This window comes from Oceanimonas sp. AH20CE76 (assembly GCF_039654065.1).
Lineage (GTDB): Bacteria > Pseudomonadota > Gammaproteobacteria > Enterobacterales > Aeromonadaceae > Oceanimonas > Oceanimonas smirnovii.
This window is the reverse complement of record NZ_CP155481.1, coordinates 691,209-712,452: the sequence shown is the minus strand read 5'-3', so window position 1 is coordinate 712,452 and position 21,244 is coordinate 691,209. Positions and strand designations below refer to the sequence as shown.

General features: G+C 58.9%; 19 protein-coding genes. 4 read left to right on the top strand and 15 right to left on the bottom strand.

The window, feature by feature from the left end:
- Positions 1-4: 4 nt before the first annotated feature.
- The 7 genes from surE to pyrG all read right to left on the bottom strand — a co-directional run bounded on the left by surE (position 5) and on the right by pyrG (position 6,510).
- Positions 5-751, bottom strand: coding sequence for a 5'/3'-nucleotidase SurE (gene surE, locus N2M06_RS03470; RefSeq protein ID WP_346351604.1), 747 nt, complete (start codon positions 749-751; stop codon positions 5-7).
- A complete protein-coding gene (locus tag N2M06_RS03465) occupies positions 732-1,772 on the bottom strand; it encodes a tRNA pseudouridine(13) synthase TruD (RefSeq protein ID WP_346351603.1) in 1,041 nt (346 codons plus the stop codon). The genes surE and N2M06_RS03465 overlap by 20 nt, the downstream gene beginning before the upstream one ends.
- Entirely contained in the window at positions 1,769-2,245 is a 477-nt protein-coding gene (gene ispF, locus N2M06_RS03460; RefSeq protein ID WP_019933181.1) for a 2-C-methyl-D-erythritol 2,4-cyclodiphosphate synthase, read from the bottom strand. Before ispF ends, N2M06_RS03465 begins: the two co-directional genes overlap by 4 nt.
- Positions 2,242-2,928: a 2-C-methyl-D-erythritol 4-phosphate cytidylyltransferase gene (gene ispD, locus N2M06_RS03455; protein WP_346351602.1), complete on the bottom strand. Its 687-nt coding sequence runs from the start codon at positions 2,926-2,928 to the stop codon at positions 2,242-2,244. The genes ispF and ispD overlap by 4 nt, the downstream gene beginning before the upstream one ends.
- Positions 2,925-3,215, bottom strand: coding sequence for a cell division protein FtsB (gene ftsB / locus N2M06_RS03450; protein WP_019933179.1), 291 nt, complete (start codon positions 3,213-3,215; stop codon positions 2,925-2,927). Before ftsB ends, ispD begins: the two co-directional genes overlap by 4 nt.
- Before the next feature lie 275 nt (positions 3,216-3,490).
- On the bottom strand, positions 3,491-4,786 hold the full coding sequence (gene eno / locus N2M06_RS03445; protein WP_346351601.1) for a phosphopyruvate hydratase: 1,296 nt from the start codon (positions 4,784-4,786) through the stop codon (positions 3,491-3,493).
- 86 nt (positions 4,787-4,872) lie between these two features.
- Positions 4,873-6,510: a CTP synthase (glutamine hydrolyzing) gene (pyrG, locus tag N2M06_RS03440; protein WP_346351600.1), complete on the bottom strand. Its 1,638-nt coding sequence runs from the start codon at positions 6,508-6,510 to the stop codon at positions 4,873-4,875.
- A gap of 267 nt (positions 6,511-6,777) precedes the next feature.
- On the opposite strand from pyrG, the gene tenA reads away from it, so the two are divergent.
- Positions 6,778-7,446 carry a thiaminase II gene (gene tenA, locus N2M06_RS03435; RefSeq protein WP_346351599.1) on the top strand — a complete coding sequence of 223 codons (669 nt, stop codon included), beginning with the start codon at positions 6,778-6,780 and terminating at the stop codon, positions 7,444-7,446.
- 56 nt (positions 7,447-7,502) lie between these two features.
- Here the strand turns inward: tenA and N2M06_RS03430 are convergent, their stop codons facing one another.
- Entirely contained in the window at positions 7,503-8,432 is a 930-nt protein-coding gene (locus N2M06_RS03430) for an FAD-binding protein (protein WP_317074482.1), read from the bottom strand.
- Complete coding sequence (locus N2M06_RS03425) at positions 8,429-9,181, bottom strand: electron transfer flavoprotein subunit beta/FixA family protein (protein WP_019933174.1); 753 nt, start codon at positions 9,179-9,181, stop codon at positions 8,429-8,431. Before N2M06_RS03425 ends, N2M06_RS03430 begins: the two co-directional genes overlap by 4 nt.
- 119 nt (positions 9,182-9,300) lie before the next feature.
- On the opposite strand from N2M06_RS03425, the gene N2M06_RS03420 reads away from it, so the two are divergent.
- On the top strand, positions 9,301-10,944 hold the full coding sequence (locus tag N2M06_RS03420) for an electron transfer flavoprotein-ubiquinone oxidoreductase (RefSeq protein ID WP_346351598.1): 1,644 nt from the start codon (positions 9,301-9,303) through the stop codon (positions 10,942-10,944).
- 211 nt (positions 10,945-11,155) lie between these two features.
- Here N2M06_RS03420 and N2M06_RS03415 read toward each other — a convergent pair whose 3' ends face one another.
- From N2M06_RS03415 to N2M06_RS03390, 6 genes are all read right to left on the bottom strand, one after another.
- Positions 11,156-11,917, bottom strand: a complete 762-nt coding sequence (locus N2M06_RS03415) for an SDR family NAD(P)-dependent oxidoreductase (RefSeq protein ID WP_346351597.1) — start codon at positions 11,915-11,917, stop codon at positions 11,156-11,158.
- Positions 11,918-12,811, bottom strand: a complete 894-nt coding sequence (gene mmsB / locus N2M06_RS03410; protein ID WP_346351596.1) for a 3-hydroxyisobutyrate dehydrogenase — start codon at positions 12,809-12,811, stop codon at positions 11,918-11,920. It abuts the gene before it with no gap.
- A gap of 180 nt (positions 12,812-12,991) precedes the next feature.
- Entirely contained in the window at positions 12,992-14,104 is a 1,113-nt protein-coding gene (locus tag N2M06_RS03405) for an enoyl-CoA hydratase/isomerase family protein (RefSeq protein ID WP_346351595.1), read from the bottom strand.
- Positions 14,105-14,128: 24 nt separating this feature from the next.
- Positions 14,129-15,283 carry an acyl-CoA dehydrogenase family protein gene (locus N2M06_RS03400; protein WP_346351594.1) on the bottom strand — a complete coding sequence of 385 codons (1,155 nt, stop codon included), beginning with the start codon at positions 15,281-15,283 and terminating at the stop codon, positions 14,129-14,131.
- Positions 15,284-15,656: 373 nt separating this feature from the next.
- Positions 15,657-17,156: a CoA-acylating methylmalonate-semialdehyde dehydrogenase gene (locus N2M06_RS03395; RefSeq protein WP_346351593.1), complete on the bottom strand. Its 1,500-nt coding sequence runs from the start codon at positions 17,154-17,156 to the stop codon at positions 15,657-15,659.
- A gap of 9 nt (positions 17,157-17,165) precedes the next feature.
- On the bottom strand, positions 17,166-18,353 hold the full coding sequence (locus N2M06_RS03390) for an acetyl-CoA C-acyltransferase (RefSeq protein ID WP_346351592.1): 1,188 nt from the start codon (positions 18,351-18,353) through the stop codon (positions 17,166-17,168).
- Between the two features lie 110 nt (positions 18,354-18,463).
- Between N2M06_RS03390 and N2M06_RS03385 the strand changes: the two genes are divergently transcribed.
- Positions 18,464-19,627: an isovaleryl-CoA dehydrogenase gene (locus N2M06_RS03385; protein ID WP_317074474.1), complete on the top strand. Its 1,164-nt coding sequence runs from the start codon at positions 18,464-18,466 to the stop codon at positions 19,625-19,627.
- 9 nt (positions 19,628-19,636) lie between these two features.
- Positions 19,637-21,241: a carboxyl transferase domain-containing protein gene (locus N2M06_RS03380; protein ID WP_346351591.1), complete on the top strand. Its 1,605-nt coding sequence runs from the start codon at positions 19,637-19,639 to the stop codon at positions 21,239-21,241.
- Positions 21,242-21,244 lie beyond the last annotated feature (3 nt).

The following is a 21,244-nucleotide window of genomic DNA, read 5'->3' as shown; positions in this document are numbered from 1 at the left end:
CTCTTTACTCCACATCCTCAATCCAGCGGGACAGTGCCGCCATCTGGTCGTAAGCGGTCAGATCTATGGTGAGCGGCGTAATGGACACAAAGCCCCGCTCTACCGCGTCGAAGTCGGTGCCCTCACCGGCATCCTGAATAGCCCCGGGAGGACCTATCCAGTAAATGGGCCGGCCCCTGGGGTCAAACTCCCTGAGTACCGCATCGGAACGATGGCGGTTACCCAGACGAGTCACCTTGATACCCCGAATTTCTTCCAGGGGCAAGTCGGGAACATTGACGTTTAAAATCTGATTGGAGTAAATCGGCGCACGCAGCAACCCCTGCACCATGACACCGGCAAAATGGGCTGCAGTTTCAAAGTGTTTGTCACCACACAGGGAGATGGCCAGGGACGGCAGCCCCAGATGACGGCCCTCGGTGGCCGCCGCTACCGTGCCCGAGTAGAGCACGTCGTCCCCCAGGTTGGCACCATGGTTAATGCCTGCTACCACCAGATCCGGGTCCGGATCCAGCAGGTGATTGACCGCCCAGTGTACGCAGTCGGTGGGCGTGCCCTTGACGGAATAAAAGCCGGATTCATCCAGCTTGTCGGCCCGCAGAGGCACTTCCAGCGTCAGGGAGTGACTGGCACCGCTGCGGTTGCGATCCGGTGCCACTGTCACTACTTCGGCAAATTCCGACAGTGCCCGGCTGAGCACGCGAATGCCCCTGGCGTTTACACCGTCATCATTACTCACCAGTATTTTCATGAAGTTCCTTTTCTTTGATAAGTTCCCGCACCAGGCTGGTGGCATAGGTGCCTGCCGGTAACCAGAACGACAGTGTCAGCCGGTCGCCATCACGCTGCCAGCTCAGTTGCTCAGGTTTAAGCAGCAGAGCGCGGCGCTCCTGCTTAAGGCCGTTGGCTTCCAGTCCGGCCATCAGCGCCTGCTGACCTTCCAGCGCTGTTTGCTCAAGAGTGCCGGCCTCATCTTCTGCCGGCAGCCGGCCACGCCCCCAGAGAGGGGCACTCAGGCGAATATCGCCACTGGCAAAACGGGCCTGTATGTCTTCGTTGAGCGGATTGTCGTCATTCAGGGTAAAAAACGACTGGCTGCCCGCCAGCATGACGCAGTCGCCGTTCAGCAGCTGCTCCCCCCTGCCTTCAGCCAGACGCTGGCTGGCAGCCAGGTTAAACAGATAACTGCGGGCCGCCGACAAGTACATCGACCGCTTATTGCGATCCTTGATACGTTTTCCGCCAAACATGGCTCTGGCCTGCTCGATATTGCCGCCGTTGTGGCCAAAGCGCTGATCGCCAAAATAGTTGGGCACGCCCCGCTTGCCAATGGCCTGCAGACGGGCATCAAGATCACCTTCACCGTCAAGCTCGATCAGGGTCAGCTCAAACCAGTTACCCTTGAGCGCGCCGGTTTTCAGCTTTTTATTGTGCCGGGCAATGGCCATAATCTGCACATCATCGCTTTCCAGCGGCGAGAAGTCGGGCATCTCCTTGCCCGGCAGATGTACGCCAAACCACTGCTCGGTAACCGCATGGCGGTCCTTGAGGCCGGCCCAGGTGACATCCCGCTGAGCAACACCGGCGAGTTTTGCCAGATCCCGGGCTATCCACTGAGTGTTTTGTCCGCGCTTGCGAATATGCAGAAAAATATGTTCGCCTTCACCACCCGGAGCAAAGCCCAGATCTTCACGCACAATAAAATGTTCGGGCTCGGCCTTGAGCCAGCCGCTGACGGTGGGCTCACCATGGAGATAATGCCAGTTATTCATGCTTTTACCAGTAACACCACGGCTTCTGCCGCTATGCCCTCTTTACGGCCCACAAACCCCAGTTTTTCGGTGGTGGTGGCCTTGACGTTAATTTGCGATACCGCTGCCTGCAGATCTTGTGCAATGGTGGCAGTCATGGTGTCGATATAAGGTGCCAGCTTGGGTGCCTGGGCCATGACGGTAACGTCCGCATTACCCAGCACATAGCCGGCGCTCAGCACTTGAGCGTATACATTCCGCAACAGAATGCGGCTGTCGATGCCGGCAAATTCCGCATCGGTATCAGGAAAATGCCGGCCGATATCGCCGGCCCCGATGGCACCGAGCAGGGCATCACTCAGAGCGTGCAGAATAACGTCTCCGTCGGAATGGGCCAGCAGCCCCTGCTCATAAGGGACTGCCACACCGGCCAGCATACAGGGGCCGTCACCACCAAATTTATGCACGTCAAACCCGTGCCCGATTCGCATCATGAGTTGTTCTCTTTAAGCTGCTGTAGAAAGAAGCCGGCCAGGGCCAGATCTTCCGGCTGCGTGATTTTAATGTTGTCGGCCCGCCCTGGCACCAGCAAAGGGTGAAAGCCGGCCAGCTCCATGGCGGACGCTTCGTCGGTAATGGTCAGGCCTTGTTCCAGCGCCTTGCTCAATGCCCGCTGCAGCTCCCGCGTGTTAAAACACTGGGGCGTAAGCGCATGCCAGAGTTCGTTGCGGGACACACTTTCGGCGATGGCACCACAGCCGTCTCCGCGCTTCATGGTGTCTCGCACCCGGCTGGCCAGTATGGCTCCCTGGGGCTGATTGGCTGCCGCCAGCAAGGCGTCGAGATCCTCCATGGCCAGACAGGGCCGGGCGGCATCGTGCACCAGGACTTGTTCACTGGTGACCTGCGCCAGCGCATTAAGCACTGAGTCGGCCCGCTCCCGGCCTCCGGCAGCCCGCGCTATGCGCGGATCGGACGCCAGCGGCAAAGTGCCGAACCATTGATCTTCCGGGCTGACTGCCACCACCACCCGCTCAATCGCCGGGTGCGACAGCAGACGCATCAGCGTGTGCTCCAGTACGGTTTTATCACCCAGGGGCAGATATTGCTTGGGAATGGTGCTGCCCATGCGTTTGCCTACGCCGGCGGCCGGCACCACGGCGGTCATCTTGATCATTGTGCTGGTTTGTCTTCCGGAAGCAGAATTCGGTAGAAGGTTTCGTCGGGTTTAATCATGCCCAGATCATTCCGGGCCAGTTCTTCCACGGCAGCCAGACCCTGGTTGAGATCCTTGATTTCCCGGTATAACAGGGCATTTCGCTCGGCCAGGCGTTCATTATCAACAAGCTGGCGTTCTACATTGGCGGCCGCTTCATGGTATTCGGCCAGGCCGTTTTTACCCTGCCACAGGTGGTATTGCAGGGTGGCCAGCAGGGCAAGCAGTATCAGCGTCAGGGTGCGCATTCATCCTCCGGAACAAGGCGGCTAGTTTCCCATATTCGACGGCCGAACAAAAGAAACCCCGCACAAGGCGGGGTTTCAGGATAACAACGAAAGCGGTCTGCAGTCACGGGAGCAAGGTCGTACAAAGGGACTGCGCCGCCGACACGCTTCAAGCCCATCCGTGGGACGCTCGGCAAATGTCATCCCTGACATTTGACGGTCGGCTCTGCAGTTCCCTTTGCCCTCCCGGTTCGACTTCCCGGCAGTCTGCCTTTAACAGACAGCAGGGTCAGGCATTATGCCTGGCCTTTAACCTCGGACAGACCGTTGAACGGGGCCTTGGCACCCAGCTCTTCCTCAATACGGATCAGCTGGTTGTACTTGGCCACGCGGTCGGAGCGGCTCATGGAGCCGGTTTTGATCTGGCCGGCGCAGGTGCCCACAGCCAGGTCGGCAATGGTGGCGTCTTCGGTTTCACCGGAGCGGTGAGAAATAACGGCGGTGTAGCCGGCGTCCTTGGCCATTTTGATGGCGTTCAGGGTTTCGGTCAGGGAGCCAATCTGGTTGAACTTGATCAGAATGGAGTTGGCAATCTGCTTGTCGATGCCTTCCTTCAGGATCTTGGTATTGGTTACAAACAGATCGTCACCCACCAGCTGTACCTTGTCACCCAGAATCTTGGTCTGGTAGGCAAAACCGTCCCAGTCGGACTCGTCCTGACCGTCTTCAATGGAAACGATCGGGTACTGCTGGCACAGCTCGGCCAGATAATCGGAGAACTGCTCGGAGGTGAAGATCTTGCCTTCGCCCTTCATGTTGTACTTGCCGTCTTCATAAAACTCGGAAGAGGCACAGTCCAGGGCCAGGGTCACATCTTTACCCAGGGTGTAGCCGGCCTGCTCAACGGCTTCCTTGATGGCAGCCAGGGCGGCAGCGTTGGACTCCAGGTTGGGAGCAAAACCACCTTCGTCACCCACGGCGGTGCTCAGGCCCTTGGCCTTCAGTACCTTGGCCAGGTTGTGGAATACCTCGGCACCAATGCGCAGGGCTTCCTTGATATTTTTGGCACCCACCGGCTGGATCATGAACTCCTGAATGTCGACGTTGTTGTCGGCATGCTCACCACCATTGATGATGTTCATCATGGGCAGCGGCATGGAGTACTGACCGGGAGTACCGTTCAGCTCGGCAATCCAGGCGTACAGCGGCAGCCCCTTGGCGGCAGCGGCAGCTTTGGCGTTGGCCAGAGACACGGCCAGAATGGCATTGGCACCCAGAGTGGCTTTGTTATCGGTACCGTCCAGATCGATCATGATCTGGTCGATCTCGGCCTGTTGGGTGGCGTCCTTGCCTGTCAGAGCGGCAGCAATGCGGTCGTTGATGTTGGCAACGGCGGTCTGTACGCCCTTGCCCAGGTAGCGGGATTTGTCGCCGTCACGCAGTTCCAGCGCTTCGCGGGAACCGGTAGAGGCACCGGACGGTGCTGCTGCACGGCCCATTACACCACCTTCCAGGTAAACGTCGGCTTCCACGGTGGGGTTACCACGGGAATCGATGATCTCACGACCGATCACTTTAACGATCTTAGCCATTCTCACTTTCCTCTTGAGTTAAACGTAAAACCTAACTAACGCACTAAAAATTACGGCCGACCCAAGGGGTCAGCCGTTGGTACTGGTTACTCCAGCTCTCCCTGCTGATACTGACCGGCCGCTTTTACAAAGCCGGCAAACAGGCCATGACCGTCGCGGGGGGTGGAGGTGAACTCGGGGTGGAACTGGGCCGCCACGAACCAGGGGTGATCCGGGTTTTCAATGATTTCCACCAGTTTCTTGTCGGCAGAAAGACCGGTCACCTTCAGGCCTGCCGCTTCAATTTTGGGCAGCAGGCGGTTGTTCACTTCATAACGGTGGCGATGACGCTCATAGATGGTGTCGGAGCCATAAAGAGCATGAACCTTGGAGCCCGGTGCCAGATGGCACAACTGAGCACCCAGGCGCATGGTACCGCCCAGATCGGACTCTTCGTCCCGCATTTCCACATTGCCTTCTTCGTCCACCCATTCGGTGATCAAACCCACCACCGGATAAGGGCTCCTGGGATCAAACTCACTGGAGTGAGCGCCTTCCAGGCCGGCCACGTTGCGGGCATATTCGATCAGGGCTACCTGCATGCCGAGGCAGATACCCAGATAAGGCACCCGGTTTTCCCGGGCGTAGCGGGCGGCCATGATTTTGCCTTCCACACCGCGGGCACCAAAACCACCGGGCACCAGAATGGCATCCAGTCCTTCCAGCAGGCCGGTGCCCTTGCTTTCCAGATCCTGGGAGTCGATGTATTTGATATTAACGGTAAGGCGATTTTTCAGGCCACCGTGCTTGAGCGCCTCGTTCACCGACTTGTAGGCATCGGGCAGCTCTATGTATTTGCCCACCATGCCGATGGTCACTTCACCTACCGGATTGGCTTCTTCGTAAATAACCTGCTCCCACTCGGACAGATCCGCCGCCGGGCATTCCAGACCAAAGCGCTTGGCCACCAGCTCGTCCAGCCCCTGAGACTTGAGCAGGGCCGGAATTTTGTAGATGGAGTCGACGTCTTTCAGAGAGATAACGGCCTTTTCGGACACGTTACAGAACAGGGCTATCTTGCCCCGCTCCACTGCCGGAATAACCCGGTCTGAGCGACAGATCAGCACATCGGGCTGAATGCCGATAGACAGCAGCTCTTTTACCGAGTGCTGAGTGGGTTTGGTTTTCACCTCTCCGGCAGCGGCCATGTAGGGCACCAGGGTCAGGTGCATAAACAGGGTGTTTTCCCGGCCCACTTCCACCGCCAGCTGACGCAATGCTTCAAGGAACGGCAGGGACTCAATGTCACCAACGGTGCCGCCCACTTCCACTATGGCCACTTCATGACCTTCGGCACCGGCGATAACGCGGTCCTTGATGGAGTTGGTAATGTGAGGAATCACCTGAATGGTGGCCCCAAGATAGTCGCCGCGTCGTTCCTTGCGCAGCACATCGGCGTATACACGACCGGAGGTAAAGTTGTTGCGGCGGGTCATTTTGGTACGAATGAACCGCTCATAGTGGCCCAGGTCCAGATCGGTTTCGGCACCGTCATCGGTCACGAAGACTTCACCGTGCTGGGTGGGGCTCATGGTGCCCGGATCCACGTTAATGTAGGGATCCAGCTTCATGATGGTCACATTAAGGCCTCGGGCTTCGAGGATAGCGGCCAGAGAGGCTGCTGCAATGCCTTTGCCCAGGGAGGAGACCACCCCGCCAGTAACAAATATATATTTAGTCGTCATGCTGAACCTGAAAAGCTTGGGAACGAATGAAATGTGGAATTCGAGACGGGGTCACATTATACGCAAGAAGCCCGTTTACGACAATGAAACAATGGTCTTGTCGATCCGCATTTTCTCGTTCGAATGCCAGTGACTATAACCTTTAACGTAGTTTTATTACAACAGGATAACATTTACTCCCTTGCCATTATTTGCCGCCGAGTCAGAATGGGCCAGGCCGGTCCGTTAGCGGCCGGCACTGCTGACCCTCACTAATAAGGATATGAAATGAGTTTTACTTTCAATGATTTGAAAAAAAACTGCGAGCACAACTGGCGCAGCTACCTGCAGCATGACTTTGTGCGCAAGCTGGGTGACGGCACCCTGGCCCCCGACGCCTTTCGTCATTATCTGAAACAGGATTACCTTTTTCTTATTCAGTTTGGCCGAGCCTTTGCCCTGGCGGCCTATAAAAGCCCTACCTTGAGCGATTTACGCCATGCCAAGGCCGGGCTGGACGCCATTATCGATCTGGAGCTGGGGCTGCATATCGACTATTGCAATCAGTGGGGCATCAGCGAACAGGAGCTGGCAGAGCTGCCGGAAGCCCGCGCTACACTGGCCTACACCCGTTATGTGCTGGACACCGGCAACCGGGGTGATCTGCTGGATCTGCATGTGGCGCTGGCTCCCTGCCTGGTGGGCTATGCCGAGATTGCAAGCTGGCTGACGAAGCAGCCTGCCACGGTGCGCGGCGACGCCAACCCTTATGAAGCCTGGATTGCCATGTATGAAAGCGCCGAATTTCAGGCCGCCGCGCAGGCTGAAATTGCCTGGCTGAACGAGCGTCTGGCGGAAGTGCCGGCGTCCCGCTTTAAGCAGCTGTGCCGTATTTTTGATGACGCCACAAGACTTGAAATCGACTTCTGGGACATGGGCCTCGAGCAGAGAATGTGATTTCTGAGGGAATGGGGACTCCCATTCCCTAATCCCTGCTCCCTATTCCCTGCCCTTCAAAGTTTGTCGATCAGCTCGGGCAAAACGTCGAACAAGTCTGCCACCAGGCCGTAGTCGGCCACCTCAAAGATGGGGGCGTCTTCATCCTTGTTGATGGCCACTATCACCCTGGCATCCTTGATCCCGGCCAGATGCTGAATGGCACCGGAGATGCCCACGGCAATATACAGCTCGGGTGCCACTATTTTACCGGTTTGCCCCACCTGCTGAGCGTTGTCGGCCAGGCCTGCATCCACCGCCGCCCGGCTGGCACCAATGGCGGCATTCAGCTTGTCTGCCAGTTGCTCTAACAGGGCAAACTGCTCTTTGGTTCCCAGCCCTCGCCCGCCGGAGACCACCACCCGGGCCGAAGTCAGTTCCGGACGCTCGCTGACACTCAGCTCATCCCGCTCAAAACGGCTGCTGTTTTCCACCGGCACCGCCGCCAGCTTTTCCACCGGCACGGGTTCACCGCTTTCAGCCGCCGCGTCAAAGGCGGCAGGGCGAATGGTCAGCAGGCTGACCGCATCCAGTGACTGCACTCTGGCCAGGGCGTTGCCGGCATAAACAGGGCGCACAAAAATGTCTTCGCTTTCAATGGCCACCACATCGGCCACCATGCCCACCCCCAGCAGGGCGGCAGCTCTGGGCAGCATATCCTTGCCAAAGGTGGAGGCCGGTGCCAGCACATGACGATATGCGGTGGCCAGCCGCGACACCAGGGCGGCACAAGGCTCCGCCAGCTGATGCTGATAGAGGGCATCATCTGCCAGCAGCACCCTGGTTACACCAGCAAGGCGGCTGCCCTGCTCCCCCACGGCGGCACAGTCATGGCCCATTACCAGCAGGTGTATCTCGCCCTGCAGCTGTTTGGCCGCACTTATTACCTTGTGTGTATTGAAGTTCAGAGTCTGATTATCGTGTTCGGCTATCACCAGTATGCTCATGGGATCACCTTGGCGTCGGTTTTCAGTCTGGTTACCAGCTCGGCCACATCGGCCACCTTGATGCCCGCCTTGCGCAGCGGCGGCTCGCTGACACTCAGCAGGCGCACATGGGGCTCAATGGCTACCCCAAGCGCGTCGGGAGTCAGGCTGGCCAGTGGCTTTTGTCTGGCTTTCATTATGTTGGGCAAGGATGCAAAGCGGGGCTCGTTCAGCCGAAGATCCGTGGTGATCACCGCCGGTGGCGCAAGGCGCAGGGTGCGCAGACCACCGTCCATTTCCCGGGTGACCAGCAGCTCGTCGCCTTCACGTTCAATGGCCGAGGCAAAGGTGGCCTGAGGCCAGCCGTTCAGCGCCGCCAGCATTTGTCCGGCCTGATTATGGTCAGTGTCGATAGACTGTTTGCCCATGATCACCAGATCGGGCTGTTCGCGCTCACACAATGCTGCCAGCAACCGGGCCACTGCCAGGGGCTCGGCGGGCTTATCGGTTTCTATCAGAATGGCGCTGTCGGCTCCCAGCGCCAGCGCGGCCCGCAACTGCTCCCCGGCGTCGGCCGGACCTATGCTGACGGCCACTATCTCGGACACCCAGCCTTTTTCCTTCATGCGCACCGCTTCTTCCACGGCAATTTCGCAAAAGGGGTTGGCGGCCATTTTAACGTTGCTCAGATCCACGTCGCTGCCATCGGCACGCACACGCACCCGAACATGGTAGTCAATCACCCGCTTGACGGTTACCAGTACTTTCATGCTCGCTCCCGGGATCAATCAGTCCGACTTAATACTAGTCGATTCTGCCGCATCAGCGATTTGTTAAATATCGCCGCCAATACAATACTTTAGCCAGAGCAGTCTGGCAGGAGAGCGCAATGGCACGGGAGTCGATGGAGTTTGATGTCGTGATAGTGGGGGCCGGCCCGGCAGGGCTGACGGCGGCCTGCCGCCTGATGCAGAAAGCCAACAAAGCGGGCCTGAAGCCGAGTGTATGCGTAGTCGAAAAAGGCGCTGAAGTAGGTGCCCATATATTGTCGGGTGCTCTGCTTGACCCGCGCTCCCTGAGTGAGCTGTTTCCCGACTGGCATGAGCGTGGCGCGCCGGTGAACACTCAGGTTGGCAATGAGCATTTTTATATGCTGAGCAGTGAACAGGGTGGCCTGGAGCTGCCGCCCTTGCTGGTGCCCCGCTCCTTGCATAACAAGGGTAGTTATATCGTCAGCCTGGGCAAGCTGTGCCGCTGGCTGGCCCGACAGGCCGAAGAGCTGGGCGTGGCCATATTCCCGGGATTTGCCGCAGCCGGGGCGCTGTTCGACAAACAAGGGGCCGTATGCGGTGTGCTCACCGGCGATATGAGGGTGGCCGCCGATGGCTCGGCCAGGGCCGGCCATATGCCGGGCATGGAGCTGCATGCCAAATACACACTATTTGCCGAAGGCAGCCGGGGACATATCGGCAAGAGCCTGATCGACCGTTTTGCGCTGGACAGAAGGCGGGATCCTCAGCATTACGCCATTGGCTTTAAGGAGCTGTGGCGGCTGGATTCAAAGCGTTATCAGCCAGGTCTGGTGGTGCACGGCGGCGGCTGGCCACTGGGCAATAATGGCGGCGGTTTTTTTCTCTATCACGGCGACGACGGCCTGGCTTCGGTCGGTCTGATTGTGGATCTTAATTATCAGAATCCGCATCTGGATCCCTTTCAGGAGTTTCAGCGGCTGAAACAGCATCCGCTGCTGGCCCGTCACTTGTGGGGCGGCGAGCGGCTGTCCTGGGGGGCCAGAGCGCTCACCAAGGGCGGGCTGAATTCACTGCCGCAAATGGTGCTGCCCGGTGCCCTGCTGCTGGGTTGTGATGCGGGCACACTCAACGGCGCGCGCATCAAGGGGATTCATACTGCCATGAAGTCAGGCCTGCTGGCCGCCGACGCCCTGGTGCCGGCATTAGCCGAAGGCCGGCGCGGCGACAAGCTGACAGTGTTTGACACTCATATGAAAAACAGCTGGCTGCATACCGAGCTGAAACAGGCCCGGCACTTTGTTCCTGCATTGCATAAATTCGGCCCCTGGGCCGGAGGCGCGATAAACTGGCTGAGCCAGAATCTGCTGGGAGGCCGGTTGCCGTTTGCGCTGCACGACCGCACGCCGGATCACGCCGCTCTTAAACCGGCGGCAGCCTGCCCGGCAATTGCATATCCAAAACCCGATGGTGTATTGAGCTTTGATCGCATGTCGTCGGTACATTTAGCCAATACCGGCCACGATGAAAATCAGCCCTGCCATTTGCGCCTTGCAGACCCACGGCTGCCGGTGCGGAATAACCTGCCCCGCTTTAATGAGCCGGCGCAGCGCTATTGCCCTGCGGGCGTTTACGAAGTGATAAAGACGAATGGCAAGCCGGTATTTCAGATTAATGCCGCCAACTGTGTGCACTGCAAAACCTGTGATATCAAGGATCCGGCACAAAATATCACTTGGGTGCCACCGGAAGGCGGCAGCGGACCTAATTATTCCGGCATGTAATATAAAAAAACCCTGAAGGCAATGTTCCCTCGTAAGGAATCAATGCGTTCAGGGGTATGGCAGTGGTTATGGTTATTTTTTTGTTTAGCTCTGTTAACGCTAAGGGCACGTTCCGTTGCTGTGCGTTGCAAAAAACAATACGCTTACCACTGTCTGTTAACAAGATAGACTTTAGTGTTAACCTTGCCGACGAGGATCACAAAACCCTGGTTTACAACCGCAAACCGCCATCCATTTCCAGTATGCGCCCGTTGAAATAGTCGTTTTCAATAATATATTGCAGGCTGTGCAGCAACTCATCCACCTTCGCCAGCCGGCCAGCAGGAATGCGCTGAGTAATGCGCGCCATGGCTTCAGGTTTCATTTGTGCTGTCATGTCAGTACTGATCACGCCCGGCGCGATTCCCGCCACCCGAATGCCAAAGCGGGCCAGCTCCCCGGCCCAGCCCACCACCAGAGACGCTACCCCTGCTTTGCTGGCAGCATAGTTGCTTTGCCCCGGATTACCGGCTCTGGCAACGGAAGAAATATTGATAATCAGACCGCCCTCTCCCCGCTCGGCCATGATAGCGGCGGCTTCCCGGCCACAGAGAAAGCTGCCGGTAAGATTAACATCAATCACTTGCTGCCAGTCTTGCAGGCTCATTGTGCGGCTGATCTTGCCCTGTTCCAGCTTTACCAGCAGCGCATCACGCATCACACCGGCATTATTGACCAGCACATTCAGGCCGCCCAGCTCCCGTACTATATGGCCAAAACAGTCGGTTACCTGAGCTTCATCGGCCACATCGCACAGGTATACCGCCACCCGGGCACCGGCAGCGGCGACCATTTCACCGCTTTTGGCCAGATCCTGCTCGTTGGTATCGAGCAGTGCCAGCGTCGCCCCCTGCCGGGCCAGATGATAAGCCATGGCTTTTCCAAGGCCGCGGCCAGCACCGGTAATCACCACTACCTTGCTTTTAATATCCATTTAGTCCTCTCCCTGATGATAAAACCGGAACAGGCTGGAGAAGTCGAGCCCGCCATGACCTGCGCTGTGATGAAAGCTGAACAGGGCCCGCGCCGCCGAGCCCAGGGGCACCGGCGAACCACTGGCCTGGCTGAGGCTCATGGCCAGCCCCAGATCCTTGCACATCAGATTGACCTGAAAGCCGCCGTGATAGCCATGGCTGGCGGGGGTGTTTTCCATGACACCGGGTACCGGATTGTAGTGCTCCATCACCCAGTTATTACCCGAGCTCTGCTGAATGATCTCCGATAATACGGCGGCGTCCAGGCCGTGGGCCATTCCCAGATTAAGCGCCTCGCAACTGGCGGCCATTTGTGCGGCCAGCAGCAGGTTGTTACAGGCCTTGGCTACCTGGCCGGCCCCATGAGGGCCGGCATGCAGCACCTTTTTTCCCATATGCGCCAACACCGGCTGAGCCCGGGCGAACTGCTCTTCGCTGGCACCAACAATAAAGGTGAGTGTACCCGCCTCGGCTCCGGCCACGCCGCCGGAGACAGGCGCATCCACAAAGTCAAGCCCGTGTTTTGTGGCCATATCGGCCATTTTTCTGGCGGTGTCTGCTTCTATGGTGGAGCAGTCAATGACCAAGCAGCCCGGAGCCAGATGACCAAAGAGCCCCTTGTTACTGCTGTACAGCGCCTCGATCTGCTGCCCGCTCTGCAACATGGAGATCACCACGTTGGCATGGCTGACCGCTGCCACTGCCGTGGTGTGGGGAATGGCGCCCAGGGCTGCGGCCCGGCTGACTGCTTCTGGTTGCAGATCGTAGACCTGCACTTGATGCCCGGCCCTGATAAGGTTTGCTGCCATGGGCAGCCCCATATTACCCAGGCCGATAAATGCAATCGTCGCCATAGTGTGCCTCCTTCAGCTTACGTCGCCCCGAAGGCCAACTTCACGACACGCTTCAAGTACCTCCATGTAACGCTCGGCAAATGCCATCCATGGCATTTGATCGGTCGTGAAGCTGTTCCTCCGGATCTCCGTCTCAACATCAGCATGGCCTGCTTGGGCGCAAACTGAATATTTTGTTGCTTACCTGAGATCCGCCAGTGGACTCAGGCCCCAGGGGGACGTGAACAGGGTGTCGAGCAGTGCTGTGTCCACTTCGCTCAGGCTGGTGTAAGTCCAGTCGGGGGTTTTGTCCTTGTCAATCAGGTGAGCGCGTACGCCTTCGGCAAACTCACGAAAGCGGCATAGCTGCACCGACAAATCCAGCTCGGCCTGAAATACCCGCGCCAGCGAGAAATGCCGGCAGCGCGCCAGTTGCCGGTGGATCACCGCCATGGCCAGGGGGCTGCCTGCGGCCAGGGTTTGCTTGGCTCGCCAGAACCAGTCGTCTTCGGTGCTCACTTCCAGTATGGCGTTGACCTTGTCGGCCAGGGTGTCTTTGTCCATCAGTTGCTGAATTAAGTCCTGATGCCGGCGTAAAGGTGAGTCGAGCTGAGCCAAAGCTTCAGCTGATTCGGCTTCCAGTTGTCTGAGCACACTGGCCGGACTGCTCTTTTTTTGCTGCAGTCTGGGCCAGAGTTCACTCAGCTTGTCTTCGGCTATAAAACGGTTGGCCAGCCCCAGCCAGAGGCTGTCTTGGGCATTGAGCGAGCAGCCGGTCAGGGCAATAAATTCGCCCAGCCCGGGCGGCAGGCGGTTCAGAAACCAGCTGCCGCCCACATCCGGATAAAGGGCAATGGTGACTTCGGGCATGGCCAGCCGGCTGCGCTCGGTCACAATGCGCTGACCAGCCGCGGTAAACAATCCCATGCCGCCGCCCATCACTATGCCGGAGCCCACGCAGACCACTGGTTTAGCAAAGGTATGCAACAGATAATCGAGCCGGTATTCGCGCTCAAAAAAGCGCGCCGCCGCTCCGGGCACGGCACCCAGTTCGTGCCTGCCGCAGCCGGCCCGGGCAGCGGCAATCGCCTTGCTCAGCCCCACCACATCACCACCGGCACAAAAGGCCTTGCTACCTGCTCCTTCCAGCACCACAGCGACAATGTCATCGTCTTGCTGCCATTGCTGCAGTGTGGTCAGCATGGTTTCAATCATGTCCTGATTAAGGGCATTCAGCTGCGCTTCCCGATCCAGCACCAGCCGGCCGATATCGCGGCCGTCGGCAGCAGGCTGCCGGCTTACTGTGACACTCATGGCACCTCCTGATAGTTACATTTTTTATTGCAGGTCATCGCCTTCGCTCAGCAGCCGGCGGGCGATCAGCAGTTTCATGATTTCATTGGTGCCTTCCAGAATGCGGTGCACCCGGGTATCGCGCACATGGCGCTCCAATGGATATTCCCGAATATAGCCATAGCCGCCATAAAGCTGCAGCGCCTGATCGCAGACGTTAAAACCCACGTCGGTGGCGAAGCGTTTGGCCATGGCGCAATAAGTAGTGGCATCCGGGTGACTGGCATCCAGCCGGCTGGCGGCCAGCCGTACCAGCTGGCGGGCCGCTACCAGCTCGGTGGCCATATCGGCCAGGGTGAACTGCAGCGCCTGAAACTCCGCCAGTTTGCGGCCAAACTGGCTGCGCTCCTGCAGGTAATTGCGCGCCAGGTTCAGTGCCTGTTGCGCCGTGCCCAATGAGCAGCTGGCGATATTGATACGGCCACCATCCAGCCCCTTCATGGCGAGCTTGAAGCCTTCGCCTTCCCGCCCCAGCAACTGGCTGGCGGGCACCCGCACGCCGTCAAAGGTGACACTGCGGGTGGGCTGACTGTGCCAGCCCATCTTGTCTTCCGGCCGGCCGTACTCAATGCCAGGGCTGCTGGCATCAAGGGCAAAGGCGGAAATGCCGCCGGGGCCGTCGCCGCCGGTGCGGGCCATGACCACCAGCACCTGGGTGCTGCCTGCCCCCGAGATAAACATCTTGCTACCGGTCAGTTCATAGTGGTCACCCACTTTTTTCGCCCGGGTTTTCAGGGATGCGGCATCGGAGCCGGCATTGGGCTCGGTAAGACAATAGGAACCGAGCAAACGCCCACTGATCATGCCTTCCCGCCATTGCTCCCAGACCGCTTTTTCTGCGGTACTGGCAATCATCCAGGTGACCATATTATGAATGGTGAGAAAGGCAGTAGTAGAGGTGCAGCCCATGGCCAGCCGTTCAAAAATCAGGCTGGCATCGAGCCTTGATAAGCCCAGCCCGCCCGCGTCTGCCGGCGTATAAAGCGCACAAAAGCCCAGTTCACCCGCCTGCTGCAGGGTCTCTACCGGAAAATGATGTTCTCTGTCCCACTCAGCGGCAAAAGGGGCAAGCGCCTTGTCGGCAAACTCTCCCGCCAGCGCCACAAAGGCCCGCTGATCCTCATTCAGTTCAAAGTTCATGGCTCCTCCTGACTGGCAACCAAACGTTGACTGCAAATTCCTGCCTGCCTTCGAGCAAAGGGCACTACTTCGCCGACACGCCGTAAACCCCTCCATGGGGGCTCCGCTGCGCCATCCATGGCGCAGAGGGTACGGCGAAGCAGACACCCTTTGCTCTTCGGGAAAATGCCGAGTTGCCTGACGACATTTATAAGGCGACACCGGCGTGAAGCGAAGAAGCAGCAGGGATTGCCGGAGCCGACCGTCAAATGCCAGGGATGGCATTTGCCGAGCACTACATGGATGTACTCGCAGCGTGTCGGCGCAGGTAACCCTGCTGATTCTTCGCTTGGCAGGAGCACCCAAACAGCAGACACCCTTCCCGATGTGCTCATCATTTCAAATGAATCGACATATTGGGGCCGGCTGCCACATCATCGTCGAACCAGCGGGCGGTGACGGTTTTGGTTTCGGTGTAAAAACGCACCGCCTGTTTACCGTAGGCATGCAAGTCGCCATAAAAAGAGCCGCGCCAGCCGGTAAAGGAAAAAAACGGCAGCGGCACCGGTATAGGCACATTAATGCCCACCTGCCCCACCTGTATCTCTTGCTGGTATTTACGCGCCGCCGCCCCCGAGGCGGTAAAAATGGCGGTACCGTTGCCATAAGGGTTGGCGTTCACCAGGGCAATGGCCTGCTCAAGGCTGTCGGCTGCCATTAACAACAGCACGGGGCCAAAAATTTCTTCGGTATAAATGCGCATGGCAGGGGTGACGCCGGCAAACAGGGTGGGGCCTACCCAGTTGCCGTCCGGGTGCTCGCTCACGGTGCAGTCACTGCCATCCAGAAGACAGTCGGCCCCTTCCTGCTTGCCCGCTGCAATCAGCGCCAGCACCCGTTTTTTAGCGGCTTTACTGATTAACGGACCGTAACCGGCTTGTGGATCATTCCAGACTCCGGGCTGCACCTTCGCCAGTACTGCTTTAATATCGGGAATCCACGCCTGGGCCTCGCCCACCAGCACGCCTACCGAAATGGCCATGCAGCGCTGGCCGGCAGCGCCCACAGAGGCCCCAGCCAGATTGTTGATGGCCTGCAGCTTGTTGGCATCCGGCATCACCACCATATGGTTCTTGGCCCCGGCAAACACCTGCACTCGTTTTAACCGGTCGGTGGCGGTGCGATACACATGCCGGCCCACGGCCACCGAACCCACAAAAGACACGGCAGCAATGTCGTCGTGTGTGAGCAGCTGATCCACCACCTCAGGCCCGCCATGCACAATATTCAGCAGGCCATCGGGTGCACCGGCCTCTTTAAATAATCTCGCCAGCTCCATGGGCACCAGCGGGTCCTGCTCTGAGGGTTTCAGTACAAAGGCATTGCCGCAGGCGATAGCCAGCGGAAACATCCACAGGGGGATCATGGCCGGAAAGTTAAAGGGAGTGATCCCCAGACACACACCAATAGGCTGACTGAAGCTGTAACAGTCCACGCCGGTGGCCACCTCGGTCTGGATTTCTCCCAGGGTCAGTGAGCTGATATTGGCGGCCTGCTCCACCACCTCTATGCCCCGCCACACATCACCTCTGGCATCTTCCAGGGTCTTGCCGGTATCCCGGCTGAGCAGTTGCGCCAGCTCGTCATGGTGCTCCTTGAGCAGGGCCTGGTAGCGCAGCATTAATCGCGCCCGCTCCGGCACCGGCACCGGCACCCGTTGCCACTGTTCAAAGACGTTTTTTGCCGCCGCTATCGCCGCCTTTACTTCATCAGCGGTGGCACAAGGCAAATGAGCAATCACCTTTTGGCTGGCCGGGTTGGTCACTTCCAGCCACTGCTGTGTTTTGCTTTGCACCATGCTGCCGTTGATCAGCAGCGGAACCTGATAGGCCATGGGTTCACCTCATTCACACAATTCAACGGCCAGCGCCGTGGCCTCGCCGCCGCCAATGCACAGAGCCGCCACGCCGCGCTTGAGCCCACGCTTGCGCAGGGCATGAAGCAGGGTCACCACAATGCGGGCACCACTGGCACCGATAGGGTGCCCCAGAGCACAGGCACCGCCATTCACATTCACCTTGTTCGGATCCAACCCCAGCTCTCTGATAGCCAGCAGGGTGACCACCGCAAAGGCCTCGTTGATCTCAAACAAATTCACCTCACTTGCCTGCCAGCCCAGCTGTGAAAGCAATTTCTGAATAGCTCCAATAGGAGCCAGAGTAAATTCGGCAGGCGCTTGTGCATGAGTGGCGTGGCCCACAATGCGCGCCAGCGGTGTTAACCCCAGCTCAGCCGCCCGCTGTGCGGTGGTCAGCAACAGGGCGGCGGCACCGTCGGAAATGGAGCTGGAGTTGGCGGCAGTCACGGTGCCGTTTTGGGCAAAGGCCGGTTTAAGGGTGGGTATTTTTTCCGGGTTTGCCTTGCCCGGCTGTTCATCGGTATCGACGCTGGTTTCTCCGCGCCGGCCAGACACTGTGACCGGGGCAATTTCCTCGCGAAAGTCCCCTTCCATCATGGCCCGCTGCGCCCTGTGCAGTGAAGTAATGGCAAAATCGTCCATCTCGGCCCGGGTCACGCCAAAACGATCCGCTGTGTCTTGAGCAAAGCAGCCCATCAGGCTCCCTTCATAGGCGTCTTCCAGGCCGTCGCAGAACATGTGATCCAGCAACTGGCCGTGGCCCAGCCGCAAACCGGCTCTGGCTTTGGGTATCAGATAAGGGGCCTGACTCATGCTTTCCATGCCGCCGGCCACTATTACCGAGGCCGAGCCCGCCATTAACTGATCATGCGCCAGCATCAGTGCCTTCATACCCGAGCCGCACATTTTGTTCACCGTGGTACAAGGCACCGACACCGGCAAGCCCGCCCTCAGCGCTGCCTGCCGGGCCGGTGCCTGACCCTGACCGGCAGGCAGCACGCAGCCCATGATCACCTCGTCTACTTGACCGGCCTTCACGCCGCTTTTTACCAGTGCCGCCTCAATGGCCACAGCTCCCAGACCATGGGCCGGCTCACTGCTCAGGGTGCCCATCAGGCCGCCCATGGGAGTGCGGGCGCTGGCGGCAATCACAATGGTATGGTTTGTGCTCATGCTGGCCTCATTGCTGAAAATTACGTCACTTGATAAAGCTTAGCCGGCTTCTCCTGACTATAGTTAATGCATTCAAACGAACCCGATTTATTTCATTAACGGGAGGCATGATGGCGTCATATTCCACGCTTGAGCTTGATCTCGGCGATATGCATATCCTGTTGCGTGAGCAGGTGGCCGCCTTTGCCCACAAAGAAATCGCCCCTCTGGCCGAGGCCATTGACAGAGACAACCGCTTTCCTGCCGAGCTCTGGCCAAAGCTGGGCGAAATGGGGTTGTTCGGCATTACGGTGGCAGAAGAGTTTGGTGGGGTGAACATGGGTTATCTGGCTCATGTGCTGGCCATGGAGGAGATCAGCCGGGCCTCGGCCTCGGTGGGGCTGTCTTACGGCGCTCACTCCAATCTGTGTGTCAATCAAATTCACCGCCATGGCAGTAAGGAGCAACAACACAAATACCTGCCCGCCCTGCTCAGCGGTGAGCATATCGGTGCCCTTGCTATGTCCGAGCCCGGGGCCGGCTCCGATGTGGTAGCCATGAAGCTCACCGCCCGCCGCGACGGCGATCACTTTGTGCTGAACGGCAACAAAATGTGGATCACCAATGGCCCCGATGCTCATATGTTTGTGGTGTATGCCAAAACCGCTCCGCAGGCAGGAACAAAGGGCATCAGTGCCTTTATTGTGGACGCTGGTACCCCCGGATTTTCCACCGCGCAAAAGCTCGACAAGCTGGGCATGCGCGGCTCCAACACCTGTGAACTGGTATTTCAGGACTGCCGGGTGCCCGCCGCCAATCTGCTGGGGCCGCTGAACGAGGGCGTAAAAGTGCTGATGAGCGGCCTGGATACCGAGCGGCTGGTGCTGGCCGGCGGACCGCTGGGCATTATGGCGGCGGCTATGGATCTGGTGGTGCCCTATGTGCGCGAGCGCAAGCAGTTTGGCCGGGCCATTGGCGAGTTTCAGCTGGTGCAGGGCAAGCTGGCTGATATGTACACCCGCATGAACGCCGCCCGCTGTTACACCTACATGACCGCCATGGCCGCCGACAAAGGCAGGCTCAGCCGCCAGGACGCCGCCGGCGTGATTCTGCTGGCAGCCGAAACGGCTACTCAGGTAGCCCTGGATGCCATTCAGCTGCTGGGCGGCAACGGCTATATCAATGAGTACTCCGCCGGCCGCCTGCTGCGGGACGCCAAGCTCTACGAAATCGGTGCCGGCACCTCGGAGATTCGGCGCATGCTGATTGGCCGGGAGCTGGTGCGCGAACCTTAAGGAGCCGTTATGACCCAGTTTGTCAGCCGGGTACAGCCGGCGTCAGCAGAGTTTATTGCCAACCAGGCCGCCATGGCCGCCGAGGTGGCCGCCCTGCGGGAACAGGTAGCCGTCATTGCCGAAGGGGGCGATGCCGAAAGCCGGCAGCGCCACCATGCCAGAGGCAAGCTGCTGGCACGGGAGCGCATTGCCGCCCTGCTGGATGAGGGCGCGCCCTTTCTTGAGCTGTCGCAACTGGCGGCGCTCAACGTATATGACGAGCCGGTGCCGGCGGCGGGCATTATCACCGGCATTGGCCGGGTCAGCGGTGTGGAGTGCATGATTGTGGCCAACGATGCCACCGTCAAGGGCGGCACCTATTACCCGCTCACGGTAAAAAAACACCTGCGGGCACAGACCATTGCCGAACGCTGCCGCCTGCCCTGCCTGTATCTGGTGGACTCCGGCGGCGCGCATCTGCCCAGCCAGGATGAGGTGTTTCCGGACAGAGAGCACTTTGGCCGCATCTTTTTTAATCAGGCGCGCATGTCTGCCGCCGGCATTCCTCAGCTGGCGGTGGTCATGGGTCTGTGTACCGCCGGTGGTGCCTATGTACCGGCCATGGCGGACGAGTCCATTATGGTGCGCAATCAGGCCACCATTTTTCTGGGCGGTCCGCCTCTGGTAAAAGCCGCCACCGGCGAAGTGGTCAGCGCCGAAGAGCTGGGCGGTGCCGGTGTGCACACAAAGCAGTCAGGCGTGGCAGATCATGCTGCCGATAACGACCACCAGGCGCTGGCCCGGGCCCGCCGGCTGGTGGCCAATCTCAATCACTGCGCCGTTCCCGCACCGCCTCACGAGCCAGCTCTGCCACGCTACTCAATGGATGAGCTTTACGGCATTGTCGGCACCGATTTGCGCAAACCCTTTGACGTGCGGGAAGTGATTGCCCGGCTGGTAGATGACTCTGTGCTGGACGAGTTCAAGCACGACTATGGCTCCACTCTGGTGACCGGCTTTGCCCGCCTGCACGGCTATCCGGTAGGTATTATTGCCAACAACGGCATTCTGTTCAGCGAATCGGCCCAGAAGGGCGCGCACTTTATCGAGTTGTGCTGTCAGCGCCATATTCCGCTGCTGTTTCTGCAGAACATCACCGGCTTTATGGTGGGCAAAAAATACGAGGCCGAAGGCATTGCCAAACACGGTGCCAAGCTGGTGACCGCCGTGGCCTGCGCCAGCGTACCGAAAATCACGCTGATCATCGGCGGCAGCTTTGGTGCCGGTAACTACGGCATGTGCGGCCGGGCCTATGATCCGGACTTTTTGTGGTGCTGGCCCAATGCCCGCATTTCGGTCATGGGCGGTGAGCAGGCCGCCGGCGTGCTGGCTACTGTGCGCCGGGATGCGCTTGCCAAGGCCGGTAAAGACTGGTCCGCCGAAGACGAAGCCGCCTTCAAGGCCCCCATTATCGAACGCTATGAGCAGCAGGGGCATCCCTGGTATGCCAGCGCCCGACTATGGGACGACGGTGTGATTGACCCCAAAGACAGCCGCACCGTGCTGGCCATGAGCCTGGCGCTGGCAAGCAATCGCACACAAGCCCCCACCCGCTTTGGCGTGTTTCGCATGTAAGGA

Coding starts and splice junctions, on each gene's coding strand:
- N2M06_RS03385 (WP_317074474.1), top strand. CDS start 18,464: ATGGCGTCATATTCCACGCTTGAGCTTGATCTCGGCGATATGCATATC.
- ispD (WP_346351602.1), bottom strand. CDS start 2,928: ATGATCAAGATGACCGCCGTGGTGCCGGCCGCCGGCGTAGGCAAACGC.
- mmsB (WP_346351596.1), bottom strand. CDS start 12,811: ATGGCGACGATTGCATTTATCGGCCTGGGTAATATGGGGCTGCCCATG.
- N2M06_RS03390 (WP_346351592.1), bottom strand. CDS start 18,353: ATGAGCACAAACCATACCATTGTGATTGCCGCCAGCGCCCGCACTCCC.
- N2M06_RS03415 (WP_346351597.1), bottom strand. CDS start 11,917: ATGGATATTAAAAGCAAGGTAGTGGTGATTACCGGTGCTGGCCGCGGC.
- N2M06_RS03400 (WP_346351594.1), bottom strand. CDS start 15,283: ATGAACTTTGAACTGAATGAGGATCAGCGGGCCTTTGTGGCGCTGGCG.
- eno (WP_346351601.1), bottom strand. CDS start 4,786: ATGGCTAAGATCGTTAAAGTGATCGGTCGTGAGATCATCGATTCCCGT.
- N2M06_RS03430 (WP_317074482.1), bottom strand. CDS start 8,432: ATGAGCATACTGGTGATAGCCGAACACGATAATCAGACTCTGAACTTC.
- pyrG (WP_346351600.1), bottom strand. CDS start 6,510: ATGACGACTAAATATATATTTGTTACTGGCGGGGTGGTCTCCTCCCTG.
- ispF (WP_019933181.1), bottom strand. CDS start 2,245: ATGATGCGAATCGGGCACGGGTTTGACGTGCATAAATTTGGTGGTGAC.
- N2M06_RS03405 (WP_346351595.1), bottom strand. CDS start 14,104: ATGAGTGTCACAGTAAGCCGGCAGCCTGCTGCCGACGGCCGCGATATC.
- ftsB (WP_019933179.1), bottom strand. CDS start 3,215: ATGCGCACCCTGACGCTGATACTGCTTGCCCTGCTGGCCACCCTGCAA.
- tenA (WP_346351599.1), top strand. CDS start 6,778: ATGAGTTTTACTTTCAATGATTTGAAAAAAAACTGCGAGCACAACTGG.
- surE (WP_346351604.1), bottom strand. CDS start 751: ATGAAAATACTGGTGAGTAATGATGACGGTGTAAACGCCAGGGGCATT.
- N2M06_RS03380 (WP_346351591.1), top strand. CDS start 19,637: ATGACCCAGTTTGTCAGCCGGGTACAGCCGGCGTCAGCAGAGTTTATT.
- N2M06_RS03395 (WP_346351593.1), bottom strand. CDS start 17,156: ATGGCCTATCAGGTTCCGCTGCTGATCAACGGCAGCATGGTGCAAAGC.
- N2M06_RS03465 (WP_346351603.1), bottom strand. CDS start 1,772: ATGAATAACTGGCATTATCTCCATGGTGAGCCCACCGTCAGCGGCTGG.
- N2M06_RS03425 (WP_019933174.1), bottom strand. CDS start 9,181: ATGAAAGTACTGGTAACCGTCAAGCGGGTGATTGACTACCATGTTCGG.
- N2M06_RS03420 (WP_346351598.1), top strand. CDS start 9,301: ATGGCACGGGAGTCGATGGAGTTTGATGTCGTGATAGTGGGGGCCGGC.